The sequence below is a fragment of the Mycobacterium sp. ZZG genome (genome assembly GCF_054786995.1).
This window is the reverse complement of the sequence record NZ_JBTBFV010000033.1, coordinates 43,957-62,919: the sequence shown is the minus strand read 5'-3', so window position 1 is coordinate 62,919 and position 18,963 is coordinate 43,957. Positions and strand designations below refer to the sequence as shown.

Annotated in this window: 15 protein-coding genes and 2 pseudogenes; 5 read left to right on the top strand and 12 right to left on the bottom strand. The window is 67.3% G+C overall.

Features of this window, described 5'->3' with window-relative positions; translation table 11 throughout:
* Positions 1-129: 129 nt before the first annotated feature.
* The 3 genes from ACXMYJ_RS18335 to ACXMYJ_RS18325 all read right to left on the bottom strand — a co-directional run bounded on the left by ACXMYJ_RS18335 (position 130) and on the right by ACXMYJ_RS18325 (position 2,781).
* The gene (locus ACXMYJ_RS18335) at positions 130-573 is read right to left on the bottom strand and encodes an SLATT domain-containing protein (RefSeq protein WP_460358251.1); all 444 of its coding nucleotides are present in this window, start codon (positions 571-573) and stop codon (positions 130-132) included.
* Positions 545-1,435 (bottom strand): SMODS domain-containing nucleotidyltransferase, encoded by an 891-nt coding sequence (locus tag ACXMYJ_RS18330; RefSeq protein ID WP_460358249.1) that lies wholly within the window; start codon positions 1,433-1,435, stop codon positions 545-547. Before ACXMYJ_RS18330 ends, ACXMYJ_RS18335 begins: the two co-directional genes overlap by 29 nt.
* Before the next feature lie 506 nt (positions 1,436-1,941).
* Positions 1,942-2,781, bottom strand: a complete 840-nt coding sequence (locus ACXMYJ_RS18325; RefSeq protein ID WP_460358247.1) for a class I SAM-dependent methyltransferase — start codon at positions 2,779-2,781, stop codon at positions 1,942-1,944.
* A 111-nt stretch (positions 2,782-2,892) separates the two neighbouring features.
* Here ACXMYJ_RS18325 and ACXMYJ_RS18320 point away from each other — a divergent pair, with 111 nt between their 5' ends.
* Complete coding sequence (locus ACXMYJ_RS18320; RefSeq protein WP_460358244.1) at positions 2,893-5,970, top strand: ATP-binding protein; 3,078 nt, start codon at positions 2,893-2,895, stop codon at positions 5,968-5,970.
* 101 nt (positions 5,971-6,071) lie between these two features.
* Here ACXMYJ_RS18320 and ACXMYJ_RS18315 read toward each other — a convergent pair whose 3' ends face one another.
* The 4 genes and pseudogenes from ACXMYJ_RS18315 to ACXMYJ_RS18300 form a co-directional block, all read right to left on the bottom strand.
* Positions 6,072-6,902 carry a PLL family lectin gene (locus ACXMYJ_RS18315; protein ID WP_460358242.1) on the bottom strand — a complete coding sequence of 277 codons (831 nt, stop codon included), beginning with the start codon at positions 6,900-6,902 and terminating at the stop codon, positions 6,072-6,074.
* Positions 6,903-7,019: 117 nt separating this feature from the next.
* Positions 7,020-7,268, bottom strand: a complete 249-nt coding sequence (locus ACXMYJ_RS18310) for an MBOE_33420 family protein (protein WP_460358239.1) — start codon at positions 7,266-7,268, stop codon at positions 7,020-7,022.
* A 76-nt stretch (positions 7,269-7,344) separates the two neighbouring features.
* Positions 7,345-7,497: pseudogene (locus tag ACXMYJ_RS18305) on the bottom strand (hypothetical protein); the annotation flags it as partial.
* Between the two features lie 111 nt (positions 7,498-7,608).
* A pseudogene (locus tag ACXMYJ_RS18300) lies at positions 7,609-8,106 on the bottom strand (peroxynitrite isomerase).
* A 381-nt stretch (positions 8,107-8,487) separates the two neighbouring features.
* On the opposite strand from ACXMYJ_RS18300, the gene ACXMYJ_RS18295 reads away from it, so the two are divergent.
* Together ACXMYJ_RS18295 and ACXMYJ_RS18290 are read left to right on the top strand one after the other, a co-directional pair.
* A complete protein-coding gene (locus ACXMYJ_RS18295; RefSeq protein ID WP_460358237.1) occupies positions 8,488-9,351 on the top strand; it encodes a glycoside hydrolase family 16 protein in 864 nt (287 codons plus the stop codon).
* A gap of 79 nt (positions 9,352-9,430) precedes the next feature.
* Positions 9,431-11,323: a lipocalin family protein gene (locus tag ACXMYJ_RS18290; RefSeq protein WP_460358234.1), complete on the top strand. Its 1,893-nt coding sequence runs from the start codon at positions 9,431-9,433 to the stop codon at positions 11,321-11,323.
* Here the strand turns inward: ACXMYJ_RS18290 and ACXMYJ_RS18285 are convergent.
* Positions 11,265-12,674, bottom strand: coding sequence for a wax ester/triacylglycerol synthase family O-acyltransferase (locus ACXMYJ_RS18285; RefSeq protein WP_460358231.1), 1,410 nt, complete (start codon positions 12,672-12,674; stop codon positions 11,265-11,267). The two genes, ACXMYJ_RS18290 and ACXMYJ_RS18285, sit on opposite strands and share 59 nt — an antisense overlap.
* 92 nt (positions 12,675-12,766) lie before the next feature.
* Between ACXMYJ_RS18285 and ACXMYJ_RS18280 the strand changes: the two genes are divergently transcribed.
* On the top strand, positions 12,767-14,176 hold the full coding sequence (locus ACXMYJ_RS18280; RefSeq protein WP_460358229.1) for a selenium-binding protein SBP56-related protein: 1,410 nt from the start codon (positions 12,767-12,769) through the stop codon (positions 14,174-14,176).
* Here ACXMYJ_RS18280 and ACXMYJ_RS18275 read toward each other — a convergent pair.
* From ACXMYJ_RS18275 to ACXMYJ_RS18260, 4 genes are read right to left on the bottom strand one after another with little or no spacing between them, the layout of a single operon-like run.
* Positions 14,167-15,015, bottom strand: a complete 849-nt coding sequence (locus ACXMYJ_RS18275) for a cytochrome c biogenesis CcdA family protein (RefSeq protein ID WP_460358227.1) — start codon at positions 15,013-15,015, stop codon at positions 14,167-14,169. The genes ACXMYJ_RS18280 and ACXMYJ_RS18275 overlap by 10 nt on opposite strands.
* Before the next feature lie 4 nt (positions 15,016-15,019).
* Positions 15,020-15,514 (bottom strand): protein disulfide oxidoreductase, encoded by a 495-nt coding sequence (locus ACXMYJ_RS18270; protein ID WP_460358224.1) that lies wholly within the window; start codon positions 15,512-15,514, stop codon positions 15,020-15,022.
* Between the two features lie 47 nt (positions 15,515-15,561).
* Positions 15,562-16,086 (bottom strand): hemerythrin domain-containing protein, encoded by a 525-nt coding sequence (locus tag ACXMYJ_RS18265; RefSeq protein ID WP_460358221.1) that lies wholly within the window; start codon positions 16,084-16,086, stop codon positions 15,562-15,564.
* A gap of 29 nt (positions 16,087-16,115) precedes the next feature.
* Complete coding sequence (locus ACXMYJ_RS18260) at positions 16,116-17,588, bottom strand: MFS transporter (protein ID WP_460358218.1); 1,473 nt, start codon at positions 17,586-17,588, stop codon at positions 16,116-16,118.
* A 61-nt stretch (positions 17,589-17,649) separates the two neighbouring features.
* On the opposite strand from ACXMYJ_RS18260, the gene ACXMYJ_RS18255 reads away from it, so the two are divergent.
* Positions 17,650-18,933 (top strand): hypothetical protein, encoded by a 1,284-nt coding sequence (locus ACXMYJ_RS18255; RefSeq protein ID WP_460358215.1) that lies wholly within the window; start codon positions 17,650-17,652, stop codon positions 18,931-18,933.
* Positions 18,934-18,963 lie beyond the last annotated feature (30 nt).

Sequence of the window (18,963 nt, the reverse complement as noted above, 5' to 3'; positions counted from 1 at the left end):
CGCGGGCAGGTCGATATTGTGGGCAGTGGTCATCGCGTTGATTCCTTTGCTCGAGTGACTTTGGTCGGTCTCTCGAAGAATCACGCGATGACCCTCAATCAGTCGGCTACGACACGCCGGTACCGCTAATCAGGTCCGACTCGTACACCACTCTGCTGGACGCAACCCATCTCGCCGCGATCTGAGTTCAGGCGCATTAGGGTTCTCCCGCCAATCTGCGATCAACCGTGCGAAGTCGTCACGAAGATTCAGAAACGCTTTGGCCGCACTCCGATGTTCGGCAGCCTCGCGTTGAGGCTGGAAACTAAGTTGCGCAGTACCGAAGCCGAAAGCAATGACCGCCGATGCAACGGGAACCCATTGTGCCCAGGTGTCTTCAAGTAATGGCATCGCTATTGTTGCCGCGAGGGTTGTCGAAACAACGATCAGATTGGCCCATGTCAACCACAGACTCTGCCTGATCTTCCGCTCAGCCTCTTTTTCGTGCGTCTTATGGGTATAGACGAGGCGGCCATAGTCCTGACTCAAATTTGACACTGTCGCATCACCCTCCGAAGTCACTTCCGAACACATCTCGCCAGTACAAGCGATAAAGGACGCTGTCGTCGTCGTATTGGCACGCATTCGCAGCTGCAGTCGCCGATTCCTTCGCTTGTGTAATCCAACCGACGCCGGTATCAATCTCCTTGCCCGTTCCCGGCATGTAGTACTTGGTGTAGTAGTTCTCCACCATGTGCTTCAAGAAGTCGCGAACCAGCCAATCGTCGAATGAATACGCAGTCCGCGAGTTGTCCCACCGTCGCATGAACTCGGTTGCCATTAGTTCGATTACGATTGACTTGAGCGTGGCCGAGTGTGTTTCGCGCCACGCCTTCGTGTACTGAATTAAGCGGCGCAGTTGACCGTCGACAGTCTTATCGCTCGAAATCAGAGCACTCCACTCGGCGCCGTAATCTGCAGCCTCCCATCTGCCGCCGTCGCGGGTAACCGGGACGAATCCCTTCGCGCTGACGATGTTGCTTTCGCCATCCAGCAGCACTCCGGGCACGACCTCAACTGCAGGCGGATCCGAGAACGAAACGACGACTACCGGGCCGTCCCCTCGGATGTCAGTTCTGGGATATCGATCGCGTAGAGCGTTTCGCACTTCCTGCAGCAGGGCAGACTGCCCATTACCGGTGTAGTCGTCAAAGCGGCTGTAGGTGCCCGCCGGCATTCTGAACAGCACGTCGGCGTCGCCGAGTGGTTCAACCCCGGTGTCTTTGGCCAGAGACCCGAGCAGCGTGATGTGGTCACCAAGCTTTTCGCTGGCCGGGAAGTATTTCTTCCGCAACGCCTCACCGCACTCGATAATTCGTGTGAGCCCACGATCCCTCGATGCTTCTTTTAGCGCGATTCGCTGATGAAACGCGCTGAACAGGGCGTATGCAGACACCTCGACCAATCCCCCCGGTAAGGCTCATAGATGAGCACCGGCAGCATCCCATGTTTCCCATCTCGACCTGCAAGCAAAGGGTCACGTCGGGGTCACAACTGAGCCGTACTGCAGCGCACTTCAGCGAACTTATGGGAATGACTCTTTCCAGTTCAGAGACGTATGGGCACGCACGGGGACCGGGCGATACGTGTCCGTCCGACTTCCCAAGCTGAATACGCGGGTTCGATTCCCGTCATCGGCTCCATGGCGGTTCGGCAGGGGGCGCGACGCCGGCACCTCCCATGACGGCGGCTACGACCGTGACTTTCAGCGATGCCGTACGACGTGTGTTCACGATGACCCCTGTCCCTGCTCCGGTCGACGGACCACTCCAGACTCCGCTGGTGTTGAGGCAGCAGCTTCGTCCCGACCACCGTCGGCCCGGACCTCGATGCGTGTATCCATGGTTCGGCATAATCTCGTTGTCGCCGAGCCGGTTTCACACTGACGCCGCCAGCACACGGTCATTGCGTCCCTGACCCGATCAGCAGTTCGCACGGGCCGACGAACCCGTCATCGGCCTGGTACTGGCGCAACACCTGGTGCACCTCGTCCCAGACGTCCTCGCGCTCGTCCGCGGGGACCCCCGCCAGCATCTGGTGCAGCGCCCCGAACGATTCGCGTTCGAACCGCAGGCACTCCGCCGCGGACGCGAGCCGAAGAGGAGCGTCCAGCGCCTCGACTGTCACGTCGTGAAATCCGGCCTGGGTCAGGAGGTCCGCCAGCACGCCGGGCGCGCCGACGCTGAAGGGCCCCGGCAGGCCCGGCGCCGGTGCCGGTAGGCCGGCCCGGGCGCGGATGACCGACACCGGTCCGGCGAAGAAGCCGTTCCGCGCCGGCGTGGAGTACACCACCACGCTCACGCGGCCGCCGTCGGCGAGAACTTCGCGGAAGCCGGCGACAGCACTGCGCTGATCGGGCAGATAGATCAGGCCGAGGCGCGAAACCACCGCGTCGTACCCGCCATCGACGCGGTCCGCGAGTCGCTCCCCGTCAGCTTCAACGGTTTCCAGTGTGAGGCCCTGTTCGGCGGCCTGCTTCTCGGCGTACTTCAGGATCGTCGGCGATATGTCAGTGGCTACGACGTGGGCACCGCGCCGGGCCGCGGCGACGCTCTGGCCGCCCGCTCCCGCCGCGACGTCCAGGACCCGACTGCCGGCGCCGACTCCCGCCGCATCGAGCATGCGCGTAGTCGCCTCGCCCAGCCAGTCCTCGAGGACCGGTCCCCAGCGGTGCCACGCCTCGGCCGCGTCTTCCCACTGCCGACGTGTCGTTGCCTTGTACTGAATCGGGTCGAATTTCATGTCGTCCTCCTCGAACGGTTTTGCTCTCACCCTTAAGGCGCCAGATTGTTCGATGAAGGCGGAAGAAGCGTTCTGGCAGATTGCCAGCCCACAGACGGCAACAATGGTTGGGTGACCGGCGCGCAGATTCTGCTCGGACGCGAGGTGGCCCTTGACGAGGTGAGCCGCATCGTGAACGGGGCCCAACGCGGTGAGGGTCGCGTGGTGTTGGTCACCGGCTCCGCCGGGATGGGTAAGACGTCGTTGCTGCGAGCAGCGCTGCGCTCACCGTCTCAGTGCGTCGTCGGCTGGGGCACGTGCCTGTACGGCGGTGCAGCGCCCGGTTTTTGGCCATGGACGCACGCGCTCAACGGGATAGTGCGGCGGGTCGGCGTGGACGCCGCCCGCGCCGCAGCCGGAGCGGATCTCGGCCTGGTCGCAACGGTCGCCTCGGCTCTGGGTGAACCTGCAGGCGTCGAGTCCTCCAGCCGCGGACGCATGCTGATGCTCGATGCGACGCTGACGTGGCTTCAGACGCTGGCCGCCGATCGCGGCCTGGTCGTTGTGCTCGACGACCTTCAGTGGACCGACGACTCGTCACTGGAGCTGTTGGAGCTCGCGGCCGCGGCTGCGTGGCCGTCTTCGGTGAGCGTGATCGGGGCCTATCGGCACGACGATCTCGAAGACAAGTTGGCCGAACGGCTGACTTCCGTGAGAGCCCGGGCGGAGCACGTGAGACTCCACCCATTGGCCCGCGAGGCGGCTGCTCAGCTGGCGACGCTGCTGACCGGGAAGCCGCTGGCGGACCCGGAGGTGTCGACCCTGCTCCGACGGGCCGGCGGGCACCCGTTGTTCCTCCGGGAACTCGCCCTCGCGGCCGCCGACGGTTCACCGGCCAACGACATTCCGTCGGCGATCCGCGAAGCGATCGACCGCCGAGCCCGTCGTCTGGACCCGCGGACCTCACGCGTGCTCGGGGTAGCGGCGCTCGCCGGATCGGTCGTGTTGCCGGACGTGGTCGCGGCGACTCTGGGCTGCGCTCGTGCCGAGGTTGAGCAGGCGCTCGCCGAGGCTGTCGCCGCCGGCGTCCTCATCAGCACCAGCGACGGGACGCGCTTCGCGCATGATCTCTACCGCGAGGTTCTCGCGGCGGGGGTCGCACCAGCCGAGCGCCCCTCACTGCACCTCGCGGTGGGTCGGGCACTCGCGACGCGCGCCGAACGAGTTGCCGGCGTGGCTCCCTCGGAAGTCGCCCGGCACTTTCGCTTCGCGGTAGGAATCGGTGCAATCGATGAAGCCGTGAGATGGGCTCTCCGCGCCGCACGTGCAGACCGCGCCTCGTCTGCCCTCGCGGAGGCGGCCGAGCACTTGCGGCTGCTGCGCGGCGCGGTTGCCGACGCCGCGGTGGTTCCGCCTGCCGGCGTGCTGGTCGAAGTACTCCTTGTCGAAACGGACCTGTTGGCCCGGGATGGCCGCGCAGCCCAGGCTCGCGACCTGCTTGCGCAGGCCAGGACGACAGCGCGCCACGGCGGGGACACGCGGGCGAGCGCGTTGGTCGCGTTGGCCGCGGTCGGACTGGGCTCGCAGTTCGCGACGCGCCGGGACGAGATCACCGCGGAACTCGAAGACGCGTTGAACGCTCTACCGGATGCCGAGACGGCTTTGCGGGCCAAACTGGCTTCTGCGCTGGCCCGCCAGCTCACCCACTCGGTCGCCGAAGAACGAACGCGGGCAAGGGAGTTCGCCGAGGAGGCACTCACCCTCGGACGGACCACCGGCGACCCCGACGTCCTCGCCGACTGCCTGCTCGCCCGCCACGACGTGCTGTGGACACCAGGCGCCGCGGCCGAAAGAGCCGAGGTGACCGTCGAACTCGTCGGCCTGGCCCGCCGCAGCGGTGACGCCGAACGCTTGGCCGAAATGCTGCTGCTGCACGCCAACGCGCTATTGGAGAACGGACGCGTCTCCTTCGACGCCACCCTCGACGAGTGCCTGGCGCTGTTGGAACAACAGGGACAGTTACGCCACCGATACACGGTGGCGACACGACGGGCCTTCCGCGCACTGCTGCACGGAGAGTTAAAGGAAGCCGACTCGCTGATCGACACCGCCGTCGCGCTGGGCGAACGACTAGGCGAGCCCGACACGCACAACGTGCGGATGTCCCAGCGCCTCGAGCTGGTCCGGGCTCGTGCGGCGCCGACCGAGTTGGTGGCATTCGCCGACGAAGCCGTCAGGCACTGGACCGGCGCTCCGGTGCACGCGCATGCGGTCGCCGCGGGCTTCAACGCCAGGGCGGGCGATCTCGACGCCGCCAGCCGCCACGTCTCGGCGGTACAGGACCTCGGGACCTGGCGGGCCGAGCGGTCCTACCTCTGGTCGGTGTTCGTTCGCGAGCTCGCTGTCGCCGCTGTCGCGGTGGACGAGCGGGTCCTGTGTGAGGAGCTGTTGACCGAGCTCGAGCCGCTGGCCGATTCGTGCGGGGTCAACGGCGCACTTGTCGCCTTCGCCGGCAGTCACGCGCACACCGCCGGCCGGCTCGCCGCCGCACTTGGGCAGCCGGACCGGGCGAAATCCCTTCTGGCGCAGGCATGCCGGGTATACGAGCGCCTCGGCGCCTGGACGCTGGCCGAGGCACGCACCGACCTCGAGGCGGCACAACGTGACGGCGCGACGCCGGCCACCCGCGCGCTGCGCAGGCGAGACCTCGACTGGGAGGTGACCTACGACGGGCAGACCGCCGTCGTTCGGGACTGCAAGGGCATGCATGACATCGCCGTGTTGGTGCGGCAACCGGGTGTGGAGGTACACGTTCTCGATCTCATGGCAGCCGGGGTCACGTCCGACGATGCCGGCCAGATCCACGACCACCGCGCTGCCAGCGAGTACCGCCGCAGACTCGCCGCGCTCGCCGATCTGCGTGAGGAAGCGATGCTGATAGGTGACGCGAGCCGCCTCGCCAGGATCGACGAGGAGCACGATGCGCTGGTGGCAGAACTCCGCACGGGCACGGGCTTCGGCGGACGGCAGCGTTCCTTCGCCAACAACCCCGCAGAGCGCGCCCGTAAAGCCGTCGCGGGCCGGATTCGCGACGCTCTGCGCCGCCTTGAGCCGGTGCTGCCGCACGCCGCCGCGCATCTGGACCAGAACCTGGTCACCGGAATCCGGTGCCGCTACCGCGGTGAAGCTCGCTGGCAGGTAGACGGCTGACCGAACGGGGCTCGAGGCGGTTCCGGGGGCGAATGGCTCGTGACCTGGCCGACGCCACCGAGCGGTTGGGCGACTTCCGGGCGAGTTACCGCCAGTGGCGGCTATCCCCTGGGGTTACCCGACCACAGCTCCTGCAGGTGCAGATCATCGGCGGTCGGGTAGACGACGTGTTGGGTGCCTTGCCATTCGAACGCATACCCCATCGGTCTGCCCTTCGCCGGCTTCGGTGAGGAGACCCCTGCGCTCAGGGCGCCGACCTGCCACCGCCCGCCTTCCCACCACAGCTCGTAGAGCTGACCGTCGACACCGGTGTAGATGATGTGCTGAGTCCCCTGTGATTCGAAGGCATACGCGGACAGAGCGTTTCCGGCTGGAGGTGGCGCACCGGTCATGGTGGTGAGATCGGTGGCGCGCCACCCTGTGGAGTCGTTCCACATCTCGTGGATCTTGGCGTCGACGCCGACGAAGACGACGTGCTGGGTGCCTTGGGCGTCGAACATGTACCCGGCCACGGTGCCTGCGATCGGCCCCGGCGTCGCAGTCATGGCCGTCAGATCGGTCATGTGCAACCCCGTGCTGTCGCACCACAGTTCGTAGATGTGACTGTTGGTGCCGGCGTAGATCACGTGCTGGATCCCCAGCGCTTCGTCGACGTAACCGACCAGCGCACCCTCCAGGGCGGCGGGTGCACCGGTCGCCGCCGAAAGATCCTGCGACTGCCAGGTTTCGCCGTCCCACCAGATTTCCTGCACGTGGCGGTCGGGTTGACGCACGTACACGATGTGTTCGCCCAGTTGAGAATCCACGCTGTAGCCGGTGATGGTGGCGGTCGCCGGCGGCGCACCCGAGATGGCGCTGAGGTCCTCGGCGCGCCACCCGTCGGTGTCCCATGCCACCCGTTGGACGTGCCGGTCAGCGCTGCCCGCGTACACGACTTCCCGAAGAGCCTTGCACGGCCGCAGTTTCGGCAATCACGAGCGGCCAATTTCGCGCCATGGGCTGTGTTGGTCGATTTCGTCGCAGGCTTGGGCGCCGTGTCCAGGCCCCAATCAACGCGGGCCCTGCGGCGGGGCCGGAGTCACGGTGATCGGCACCCGATGAGTGCCTGGCCCCTCACCCGGGCACCCTGCACCCTGCACGATCAGGGTCCGCTCACCGGAAAAACTCCCGTCGGGGTTGGGGGTCAGATAGTCCGAGCGCACCGACTGCACAGCGCTGTCGGGATTCATGCGATCGCAGAAGTAGGGGTAGTCGCCGCTGGTCTCCCAGCGATCGTTGTTCCAGCGGTACTCGAACACCCTCGGCGCCCGGGGGATTTCGCGCAAGATCGTCCGAGTTGTCCATGGCCACCACGCAACCGCTCACGTCGCAGCGGGCGGTGTATTCGACCAGAAACGTCTTGGCGGGCATCGGTGTCGGCGCACCGTTGAAGGTCTGTTTCGAGAAGTCGACGAACACGTCGTAGAACCCGTACAGCAGCGGAGGCGTAGGGCGATCCGCATCCGCGACCGGCGGCACCGCAAGCATCCCGCACCCTGTCAGCACGGCGACGCCCAGCGTCGTGGTGAGATTCTTCGGCACCCGCTCAGTTAACACGCCCCGGCCGCGTCCATACCCGAGTTCGGAATTCGCGGGCAGTCACACTTTCTTCCGCCGCAACACCGCTGACAGGTGGTGCTGCAGCGGCTGCCCCACCGCCGCCATCCGCACGGTGTAGGTCAGGGTGTCACCGCGGACCTCGATCGACCGGCCCACCGCAGTCACCTCTTTCGCCGACCCGCTGCGGCCGATCGCCGTCGAAACCACCTCGATCCGCAGGCATTCGCCGTCCGACGACAGCGTCCCCTCCTAGATCTCGGTGATACCCGTCGGATGCGCCAGGACCCATTCGATGCGGTTCGGTGCGGGCACCCGCAGATAGCCGGTCTCGGCATGCAGCGGCCGGCCGTCGTCGGCGGCGCGGGTGCGCTGCGCGTAGGCCAGGAACGGCTTGCCGACGTGGCCGAAGGTGACCTCCTCGACATAGCCGAACGGCTGGATCGTCGGATATTCGCCCGAGCCCTCACCGGCCCATGTGCCGAGCAACGGGGCCAGCACGGCGAGATCGGCATGCAGCACGGGCGCGGGCACGGACATCAGCCCAGGATACGTCGGGCCTCACCGGGGTTCCCCGCCGCGAATGATCATTAACTTTCTGACGGATTTCCAGGACGCCTCGCCGCCGACAACATAGGTTGTCAAGGTCTCGGATGTCGTTGCCAGCAGGGAGTCGTCGGCGGGCTTCGAAGCTCCCGTCATCAACATTCGCGTCCCCGGCAACGGCGCGGACGCGATGTTCGTCAACATCGGCACCTACGGCAGCGCCGCTCCGTACATGTCCATCAGGCCCTGACGGCACCGATTCCCGCCGATATCGGCGGGTTGTCCCGACCAAAGCGCACCGAGATTCCCGCCGATATCGGCGGGTTGTCCCGACCAAAGCGCACCGATTTGTTCTACGGTGCGAAGGTGCCAAGCATGGATCGCCGCCGCGCAATGTTGACACTGGGGTTCGGGATGGCCGCTGCCGCCCTGCCGCTTCCCAAGGCCGGTGCCCAGCCGGCGATCGGCGACGCGCCGCCTCCGGGACCGGGCGGGGCGGGTCTCCCGCAAGCGGCCGTGCCGGCACTGCTGTGGGCCGACGAGTTCAACGGACCGGCCGGCGCACCGCCAGATCCCGCGTCCTGGTTCATCGTTCCGGTCCGCGAGACCATCCGGAACCCGCACGAGTGGGACAAGCCGTTCAACATGGGCCGCTACGTCACCGACCAGGAGCATGTCTTCCAGGACGGGAACGGCAACCTGGTCATCCGCGCCACCCGCGGTGAGGGCGCCAACATCCAGGAGAAGTACGCCAGCGCCAAGATCGTCGGCAATTGGCGCGGCGGGGTCGGGACGACGTGGGAAGCCCGCATGAAGCTCAACTGCCTGACCGACGGGGCCTGGCCGGCGTTCTGGCTGATCAACGACAACCCGGTGCGCGGCGGCGAGATCGACATCGTGGAGTGGTACGGCAACCGGGACTGGCCCTCGGGCAGCACCGTGCACGCCCGGCTGGACGGCACGATGTTCCAGACCCACAAGCACCCGATCGACGGCGACTGGCACACCTGGCGGATGACCTGGCTCCCCACCGGCATGTACTTCTGGAAGGACTGGGAGCCGGGCATGGAGCCGTTCTTCACCGTGCCGTCGAACTCACTGCCGGACTGGCCGTTCAACGATCCCGGGTTCACGATGGCGCCTGTCTTCAACATCGCCGTGGGCGGCTCCGGCGGCCGCGAGCCCGCCGGGGGCAACTACCCCGCGGAAATGCTCGTCGATTGGATCCGCGTCTTCTGACGGCTTGAGAAAATGACCACTCGCTGACGTTGCCGACAATTCGCGCCGATCGACGTCGAACGGCGGTTATCGTCCGCCCGTGACCTCGACCCGGTGGGCGCTCTGGCTCGGGACCCTGGCTGCCGGTGCGGGACTCGCCCTGGGCGCAGGACAGGGCGTCGCCTCGGCCGACACCGAAACGTCGACAGACAACGATTCGTCCGCTCAGTCGAGGGTCTCATCGGCAGAGCACGCCGACGATCCGCAGACCGTCGACAGCCCTTCCGATCCCGCAGAGGTTCCAGCATCGGCCAAACGCCCGGTCAACTCCGCGACTGACGCCGACGAAGACCTGGCTGAGAACGTCGACGACGAATCGGACGCGTCGGAGGAGAATCCGACACCATGGCGGTCGACCCACTCGACGAACGTCGAAGTCGAAAGCGAGGTCGAGAACGCGCAGTCCGAGGATGCCGACGGGGCCCAGCCCGCCGCTCACGTCACCGATGTCGGGGACGAACCGGAGGACACGAGCGAGCCTGCCGTCGAAGTGGCCGTCACCGAGCCCGACGTCGCCGAGGCCGAAACGAATGAGCCCGCGGCCATCACCGCGGCTGCCGCCAACCCGGTGGTGACCGGCGTCAAAACCGGACGTGCGGCTCTGACGATTCCGGTGGGGCGCAACGGATACAGGACGCGTGCGGACTGGTATCTGCCGACCCAGAGCGACGGTGCGGTCGCGGCGACCGGCGTCGTCTGGCTTCAGCACGGCTTCCTCGGCAACAAGGCGGCGGTGTCCAAGCTGGCACAGACGCTGTCACAGCAGACCAACAGCATTGTGGTCGCGCCGAATCTGTCGTCGTTCCCCCTCGCGTGCGCGGGTTGCTGGATCAACGGTGCGCCGATGCAGGAAGCCGTCGCGACGATGTTCCTCGGCGCTAGGACGTCACTGACCTCCAGCGCCCAGGCAGCCGGTTATCTGGGCGTCCTACCGGAGGCGTTCGTGATGTCCGGCCAGTCGGCGGGCGGCGGCTTCGCCACGGCCGTCGGCGGCTACTACGCCGAGGACCCGCTCGGCAACGGCAGCCTCCGCGGCGTCATGATGTTCGACGGTTTCTCCTTCAGCGGTCGCCTGCCCGCGGCGCTGGCCAAGCTCGACGACCCGTTCGTGCCCGTCTACCAGATCGCCGCGCCGCCACAGCCCTGGAATTCCTTCGGAGCGTCCACCAAAGAGCTGGTCGCCGCCCGGCCGGGTCAATTCGTCGGGGTGACCCTGGCCGGGGGCTCGCACGCCGACTCGCTGATCGGCGGCAATGCGCTGTTCGACCTCCTCGCCCAGCTGGTGAGCGGGTTCTCCCCGCCGGGCAACACGCAGGCGGTCTACACGCTGGCCACCGGATGGATCAACGACCTGTATCAGGGTCTGGGCCCGACCGACGGCACCGGCATCTACGGCGTCCCGGACCAGTACATCGTGATGGGCGACGCCGCCGCGATCGTGCTCGCTCCTCCGCCGGTGGTCCAGCTCGACCGCTACCTGGGCACCTGGTACGAGGTCGGCAGCGTCAAACAGTTCTTCTCCATCGGCCTGGTCAACACCAAAGCCGTGTACAGCCTGAACCCCGACGGCTCGATCAGGGTCGTGAACTCCGGCAACTACTTCGTCGACAACGGGCCGAAGTCCTCGATCGTCGGCTCGGCGCTGCCGGTCGATGCCACCAACAACAAGCTCAACGTGCGTTTCTTCGGTCCCGCCTCGTCCCGGCCGCCGGGCAACTACTGGATCGTCGATCTGGATCCCGACTACCAGTGGGCCGTTGTCAGCGATCCCACCGGCCTGAGCGGATTCCTGCTCAGCCGGACCGCCGTCGTGTCGGCGGACTTCTACCGGGAATTGCTGGACCGGGCATCGGTCTACGGCGTGAAAGGGCGGATCACGCCGACGCGGCAGCCCGCTCAAGGTCGGCGAGCGCGCGCTCGGTCAGGGAGATGAACGAGCCGATGTCGGGTACGACCTTGCGGCCGGAGATGTAGCCGAAGCTCACCCGGTCGGCGTAAGAGCACATCGTCACGTTCAGCGCCTGACCGTCGATGGCGGTCGAGACGGGGAAGATGTCATCCAGATGCGCTCCGTTCCAGAACATTTCGCTCTTCGGGCCGGGAACCCCGGAGATCGAGACGTTGTAGCCGCGCCGCAGCCGCGGTGCGAGCGGCACGAGCGGGGCCAGCACCGTCAGCGCGATACTCGGCGCGACCATGAGCGTCGTGGCGTCGGGTCCGCGGGCGGCCACCTGATCCTTCACCCACGCCATCGCACGATGGATGTGGATCAGCCGCTCCCAGGGATCGGCGACGTCGGTTCCCAACGGGCACAACTGCAAACCGAACAGGTTCCCGTGCCGGTCCTCCTCGATGCCGGGCTTGCGGCCGCGCAAGGTGACCGGGCAGATGGCCACCAGCGACGAGTCCGGCAGCTCGGCGCGGGCGGAAAGCCACTCCCGCAGCACGCCGGCCACCACGGTGGTCAGCACATCGTTGGCGGTCACCCCGGCCGCCTTCTGCACCGCACGGATGCGTGACTTCGGCCAGCTCGCCCCCGCGAAGGTCCGCTCCCGGCCGATCCGCCCGTTGAACCGGGTGTACGGGGCCTCCAGCGGCAGCACCGCCGTTCTTCCTCCCAAAGCGGCTGTCGCAGCCGCTAATTCACCGACTGCGACCTGGCGAACGATGTCCAGCCCCGACACCGCCCCGCGCACCGTGGCCCGTAGCACCGCCACCGGGCTGCGGCTGTGGCCGGGCCGGCCGGGGGTGTTTGCGCCACTGTGCGGGGCGCGTGCATAGATCGGGCGCATCGACCGGTCCTCGGGATCGGGGCTCAGCGAGTCGCCGATCATGGCCAACCCGGCGACACCGTCGACCACGGTGTGGTGCACCTTGATGTAGAACGCGAACCTGCCATCCGCGAGACCGTCGATCACGTAGGCCTGCCACATCGGCCTCGACCGTGCAAGCGGCTCGCTGTGCAATTCGCCGACCAGATCCCAGAGCGCCTCGCGATCGGCGCCGGCAGGCAGCGAACGGCGCTGCAGATGCTCACGCAGATCGACGGTGTCATCGGTCCGCCACACCCACAGGCCGCCGGAGTCGATGCCGCGGTGCGGGTGGCGGCGGAACCGCGGATCAAGTTCCGCGGTATCGGTCAACGCCGCCTCGAAGAGTTCGTCGACATAGCGCGATCCGGCGTCCGCCGGCGGGCTCAGGACCAACAGCGCGGCAGTGTGCAGCGGATCAGAGAGCACCTCTGCCGTCATCATCGCCGCATCCAACGGTTCCAGCGGGTCCATCACCGTCATCGTAGATTTTCCGGCTGAAACCGTGGTTCAGATCGACAGCCGAGACTACGCTCTGCACAGCGGCCCCATCGGGGAGGTGCCACATGGCTCATCCGTCCATCGATCCGACGTTCTACCGGACCGCCGCCGAGGCGGCGGCCGCTCCCGACGAAAAGCTGGCCTACGTGGTCGCTTTCGATCGCGCCGCCCGAAAACCCGACGCCATGACCGTCGTCGACGTCGATCCGGCGTCGGCCACCTACGGGCAGGTGGTCGGCTGGACCGACGTTGCCGGTCTCGGCGACGAACTGCATCACTTCGGCTGGAATGCCTGCAGCAGCGCCCTCAAGCACGAAGGCCACGACATGCACGGCCTGGCCCGCCGGCATCTCCTGGTTCCCGGGCTGCGCTCGTCCAACGTCTACGTGTTCGACACCCAGCCGGATCCGCGGACCCCGGCGCTGGTCAAGACGATCGACGCGGCGAGCCTGTCCGCACAGGCCGGATACTCGCGTCCGCACACACTGCACTGCGGTCCCGACGGCGTCTTCCTGACCTGCCTGGGTGGGCCGAAAGGCGACGACGACGGACCAGGTGGGATCGCGCTGCTCGACCACACGACGTTCGACGTGCTGCGCGCCTGGGAGACCGATCGTGGGCCGCAGCACTTCCACTACGACGCCTGGTGGCACCTGAACCAGAACGTGCTGATCTCCAGCGAATGGGGCAGCCCGTCGATGATCGAGAACGGCATCGTGCCGGAACTGTTGCTGGGCAACAAGTATGGCCACGCCCTTCATTTCTGGGACCTCGCCACAGGCCGGCACCAGCAGCGTGTCGAGCTGGGCCCGCAGCACCAGATGGTGCTGGAGGTGCGCCCGTCCCACGACCCCGACGCCACGTGGGGCTTCGTCGGCGTCGTGATCTCCACCGAGGACCTGTCTGGGTCGGTGTGGCGCTGGTTCCGCGACGGCGACGAATGGAAGGTCGAGAAGGTCATCACCGTTGCAGCCGAGCCCGCCGACCCGGATCTCCTGCCTCCCGCGCTCAAGCCGTTCGGCGCGGTGCCGCCGCTGATCTCCGACATCGATCTGTCGGTGGACGACCGTTTCCTCTACGTGTCCTGTTGGGGCACAGGTGAACTCAAACAGTTCGAGGTCTCCGATCCTGCGAGCCCGCGACAGACCGGATCGGTGCGGCTCGGCGGGATCGTGGGCCGCACACCGCATCCCGCGATGCCCGACATGCCGTTGGCCGGCGGTCCGCAGATGGTCGAGGTCAGCCGCGACGGAAGCCGGGTGTACTTCACCAACTCGCTGTACGGGGCGTGGGACGACCAGTTCTACCCCGACGGCGTCGGCGCCTGGATGGCCAAGCTCGACGTTCCCCCCGACGGTGGGATGAGCGTCGACCAGAACTTCTTTCCACACGGCGACGAGTTCCGCGGCTTACGCGTCCACCAGATCCGGTTGCAGGGCGGTGACGCGTCGTCGGACTCCTACTGCTACAGCTGACCGCGTCGGACGTACACCCGCCTGACCAGCCACGCGGCGGCCGCGGCGGTGAGCAGGAGCAGCCACGGCCACGGTCCCCGCCGGTGCACCCAGCCCGCGATGGTGCCCTGCACCCGGCCCGCCGCGGCGATCACCGGATCGGCGGGGTCGCCCCCGGCGAACAACCGGATCTCGTAGTAGCCGTAATACGCGACGTAGAGCCCCACCAGGATCAGCACAACCCCACCGATTCGGTTGACGTACGGCAGGATCCGCCTGAGAGGGTCCGCCAGCGCGGAGCCCGCGACGGCCGCGCCGACGGCCAGGGTGCCGACCACCAACGCGAATCCCCCGGCATAGGCCAGATAGATCCACACCCATCCGGCGCCCGCAGCGCCGAAACCGGCGCCGGTGACGGCGAGAAAAGGTCCCACCGTGCACGACAGCGACGCCAGCGCATAACCCACCCCGTACCCGAACATCGAGCCCAGGCGCGCCGTGGGGGCCGAGAGGCCGGCGGTGAACCGGTCCGGCATCAGCACGGTCAGCGCGCGCCCGGACAGCAGCCAGCCGCCGAGCGCCACGAGCACGACACCGACGACCACCGTGACGTAGGGAATGTACTGCTGCACCGCGGAGGCCAGCGCAACGGTCAGCAACCCGAACACGGCGAACACCACGAGGAAACCGAGCGTCATCGCCACCGTCGCGGCAACCGCACGTCCCACCGCCGTCGAAACCCGGGTGCCGCTCCCGCGCACCACCAACGCGAGATAGGCGGGCAGCATCGCGAACCCACACGGGTTCAGGGCGGCCACCATGCCCGCCGCGAACGCCAGGCCGACCAGATCCTGCTGCACGCGGTTACGTGCCCAGCGCGGACACCCGCTCCTGCAGCTCCTGTTGCGGCATGGCCGACGTCGGGTTATTCACAAACGTCGACGAGCCGTCGGCGCGGTAGAACACGTACGCAGGCTGCCACGGCACGTTGTAGCGCGCCCAGATCGAACCGTCGGCATCGTTGAGATTCGGGAAGTTCAGGTTGTACTTCGACACGAAACCCTGCATGGCCGCGACATCGGAACGGGCGGCGACCCCCACGAACCTGACCCCCGGATTGGCGGCGGCGACCCGGCTGACCGACGGCGCCTCGGCGTTGCAGAACGGGCACCACGGCGTCCAGAACCACAGCACGGCGGGCTTGCCCTGCAGTGACGCGCCGTCGAACGGCGCGCCGCCCAGCGTGATCCCGGTGAAGTCGAGCCGATCGTCGGCGACCGCCGTCGGCGGGCTCACCGTGCTGAGCATGAGAACCGCGGCGACGACGCCGGCCTCGAAACGGAGAAATCGATGGATCATGAGCGGCTCCTCTGTCGCCAAACTACGCCTGTGCACCACCTCTGCACTCAGGAATGCTTCTCGATGTACGTGTCGGCGTCCTTGTCCGTGGCGTCGACGCCTTTGATCTCCTCATGCCTGGCGTAGAACTGCAACCACTTCATCCCGAGCTCGTGACGCAGCTCCAGCGTTGCGCTCTTGATGAAGTCCGGCATCGCCTCGCGTTCCTCTTCATCGAGGTGCGACCCGTTCTCGGCGCGCGCCTTGTGCACAGCCTCGAACCACTGCTCGCTTCCGGGCTGGTGCTGCCGCGACTGCCGCACCGCATCCCTGATCGCGTTGTGGTCGGTGATGGCGTCCTCGGTTTCGTCCTTGGGGTCTCCCTCGGGATTACCGGGATCGTCACGACCGCCGTGTTTGAGTAGCGCCGGGTAAAAGACTTTCTCCTCCGCATCGGCGTGGGCGTCGAGCCGCCGGCCAAGCACCTCCCAGATCGCGGCGAGTTCGTCGGTGGTCGTCGCGTCGTCGAGCCGGAAGAACTGACGGCGCAACCAGTCGTGATCGGCGTAGATGAGCTCGATGATGTCGGCCATGACCCGTCGATACCCGCCACAGAGGTTGCCTACTCCACCGGGTGCGGGGGCAATCCCGAAAGCGCGCAATGGGTGCAGTTCTCGACCGGTATACGCTCGCCCCGGCCGGCCGGCGCGCCCCGGATTCCGACGCCGGCCATCACCGCAGCGATCACCATCATCACGGCCGAGATCAGCACCGCGATGCGGAAGCCGGCCGCGAAGGCGTCGGGCGCGGCGTAGTCCCCGCCGCTGATCCCGGCCAACCCGGGCAGCGCGGCCACCGCCAGCAGCCCACCGGCCCGGGCCACCGCGTTGTTCACGCCGGAGGCGGATCCGGCCATGCTCTCCGGGGCCGAATCCAGCACCGTCGCAGTCAAAGGCGCGACAACGAGCACCATGCCGGCACCGAAGACGATGGCCGCGGGTGCGACGTCGAACACCCACGACGCGTCGGCATCGATCCGCATCATCAGCAACAAGCCGACTGCGGCGATCAACGGGCCGACCGTCATCGGCAGCCGCGGCCCGATCCGGCTGGACAGCGCTCCCGCACGCGACGAGAAGACGAGCATCACCGCGGTGAACGGCAGCAGGGCGGTACCTGCGGCGACCGGACTGAAGCCGGCCACGATCTGCAGTTGCAGCACCAGCAACAGGAACACCGCGCCGAGCGCACCGTAGATCAGCAGCGTCATCGCATTGGTCACCCGGAAATTTCTGTCGGCGAACAGCTTCGGTGACACCAGGGGATGGTCGGATCGGCGCTCGACGATGACGAACGCGATCAGGGCGAGCACCCCGACGCCGATGCTCGCCACCGACCCGAAGCTCACATCGCCGCCTCCCAGCGCGGTGAGCCCGTGGGTCAACGCCCCCAGACCGGCGACGGCCAGCGCGGCACCGGCGAGATCGAGATCCCTCGGAGCCTCCGGGTTCCGGCTTTCGGGCACCCGCGCAACCGTCACCGCCACCACGATCACAGCCAGCGGCAGGTTGATGAGAAACACTGCGCGCCAGCTCCACTCGACCAGGAAGCCACCCAGGAACGGGCCGATGGCTCCGGCGATCCCGCCGAGACCCGACCACGCGCCGATGGCCGCGGCCCGGTCCCCGGGGTGGAACGACGCGGAGATCAGGGCCAGGCTGCCGGGCGTGAGCAGGGCACCGCCGACGCCCTGTAGGGCTCTCGCCGCGATCAGCACCTCGGTGCTCGGAGCCAGGCCGCAGGCCAGCGAGGCCAGCGCGAACCAGACCACGCCGATCAGGAAGACCCGGCGCCGCCCGAACCGGTCACCGAGTGACCCGCCGAGCAGGATCAGCGAAGCCAGTGTGAGCGTGTAGGCGTTGACGATCCACTGCAGGCTGCGGAATCCCGCTCCGAGGTCGCTGCCGATGTGCGGCAGCGCAATGTTGACCACCGTGCCGTCGACCATCACCAGGCCGGATCCGAGCACCGTGGCCAGCAGCACCCACCGGCCCGCCGCCGTGCCCATCCTCAGCCCCGTCGCATCCGCACACATGCCCCAAAGACTGCCCCGTCACCTCTGCCGACACACCTTGTCCGGCGCGAAAGATGGCGTCATGACCGGACGCGCATCGCGCGCGGCCGGCGAATGCGGCAGGAGACCAGCCATGTACGTCATGACCAGTGCCGGCCTGGGGCAGCCTCAGGGTGCGCCGACCGACTGTTCGGCGGTCTCGCTCGACCGCTTCGAGAAGCAACCGGCCGATCTCAGGCGGGTGGTGTCCGCGTCGGTGACCAGACCTGCCGAATGGTTCGACGGTCTGGACCGTGACATCCGCTTCGCACTGACCGCGATCTTCAATCGGATGTGCCGATACGGGGTGTGGCCTCAGGTCCGGCGGATCGTCAAGGTCACCGCCGGCGAGGCGCCGTTCCTGGTCGCCGATCGCGCACTTCGGGTTCCCGGGGTCACACCGGCGGTGTACTTCACCGCACAGTCCGGCGACGCACTGATCCAATCCCTCATGGCGACCGGCCGGTTCTGCATGGCCCAAGGTGTGGGCGCGAGCCTGCACAAAGGACAGACCACGCTGCGGGAGATCTCGAAATCCGACAGCCTGCACATCTCGGTCGGATCACCGCGATCGCGAGACGAGTTCGACGCTCACATCGACCTGTACTCGCCGACCCCCGAGCACACCGGCAGCAGCTTCTGCTCGAATCGTCCTTCGACCGCCGCAGTCGCTCACATCGGCCGCGAGGTGTTTCCCGAAGGCTTCCGCAAGGTGACGGGAATTCCTGGGGTACAGGTCTTTCCGGAGCCATCGGCAGCGCCCCCGAGTCCGCCGCCGCCACGGCAGGAGCCGGTCACGCCCAACATCGTGCAGATCGAATGGCAGGGTGCCCGTCGCGCGCCCGGGCAGCGCACCCCCCGACCGGCGGGCCCGGTGCTGCCGGTCGACGTGGTGACCCGCATCGAACGCGCGGTCAAGGAGCAGGTCAGTCCGCAAGCCCTGCTTCCCTCACATGTGCGGGTACGTCTGACCAGAACACGGCGAGCCCTGGAGACCGCGGGCCCCACCGAGGAGACCGCGGCGCGGTACGCCCGCGACGCCGCGGAGCAGGAAGCGCAAACCTATCCCGACGCCCAGGTGCTGGCGTTGAGCCTCGCCGAGCAGCTCGAACACGCGCACCAAGCCAAGGCGACGTCGGTGACAGTGCCTCTGCCTCAGTACGGGCGAGGAGATTTGAGCAGCCGCAAGGCGATCGCCGGTGAGATCCGGCGGATCGCGCTCACTGTGCGCAAGTTCCTGCCCAGCCGCGCCCAAGGGGTGCGAACCATCACCGTCCTTTTCGGCACCGGTGCCGCCGCGACCCGCGTGAATATCGCGCTGCCGTAATCGTTTTCACCGAGGGATCCAATTGCATCT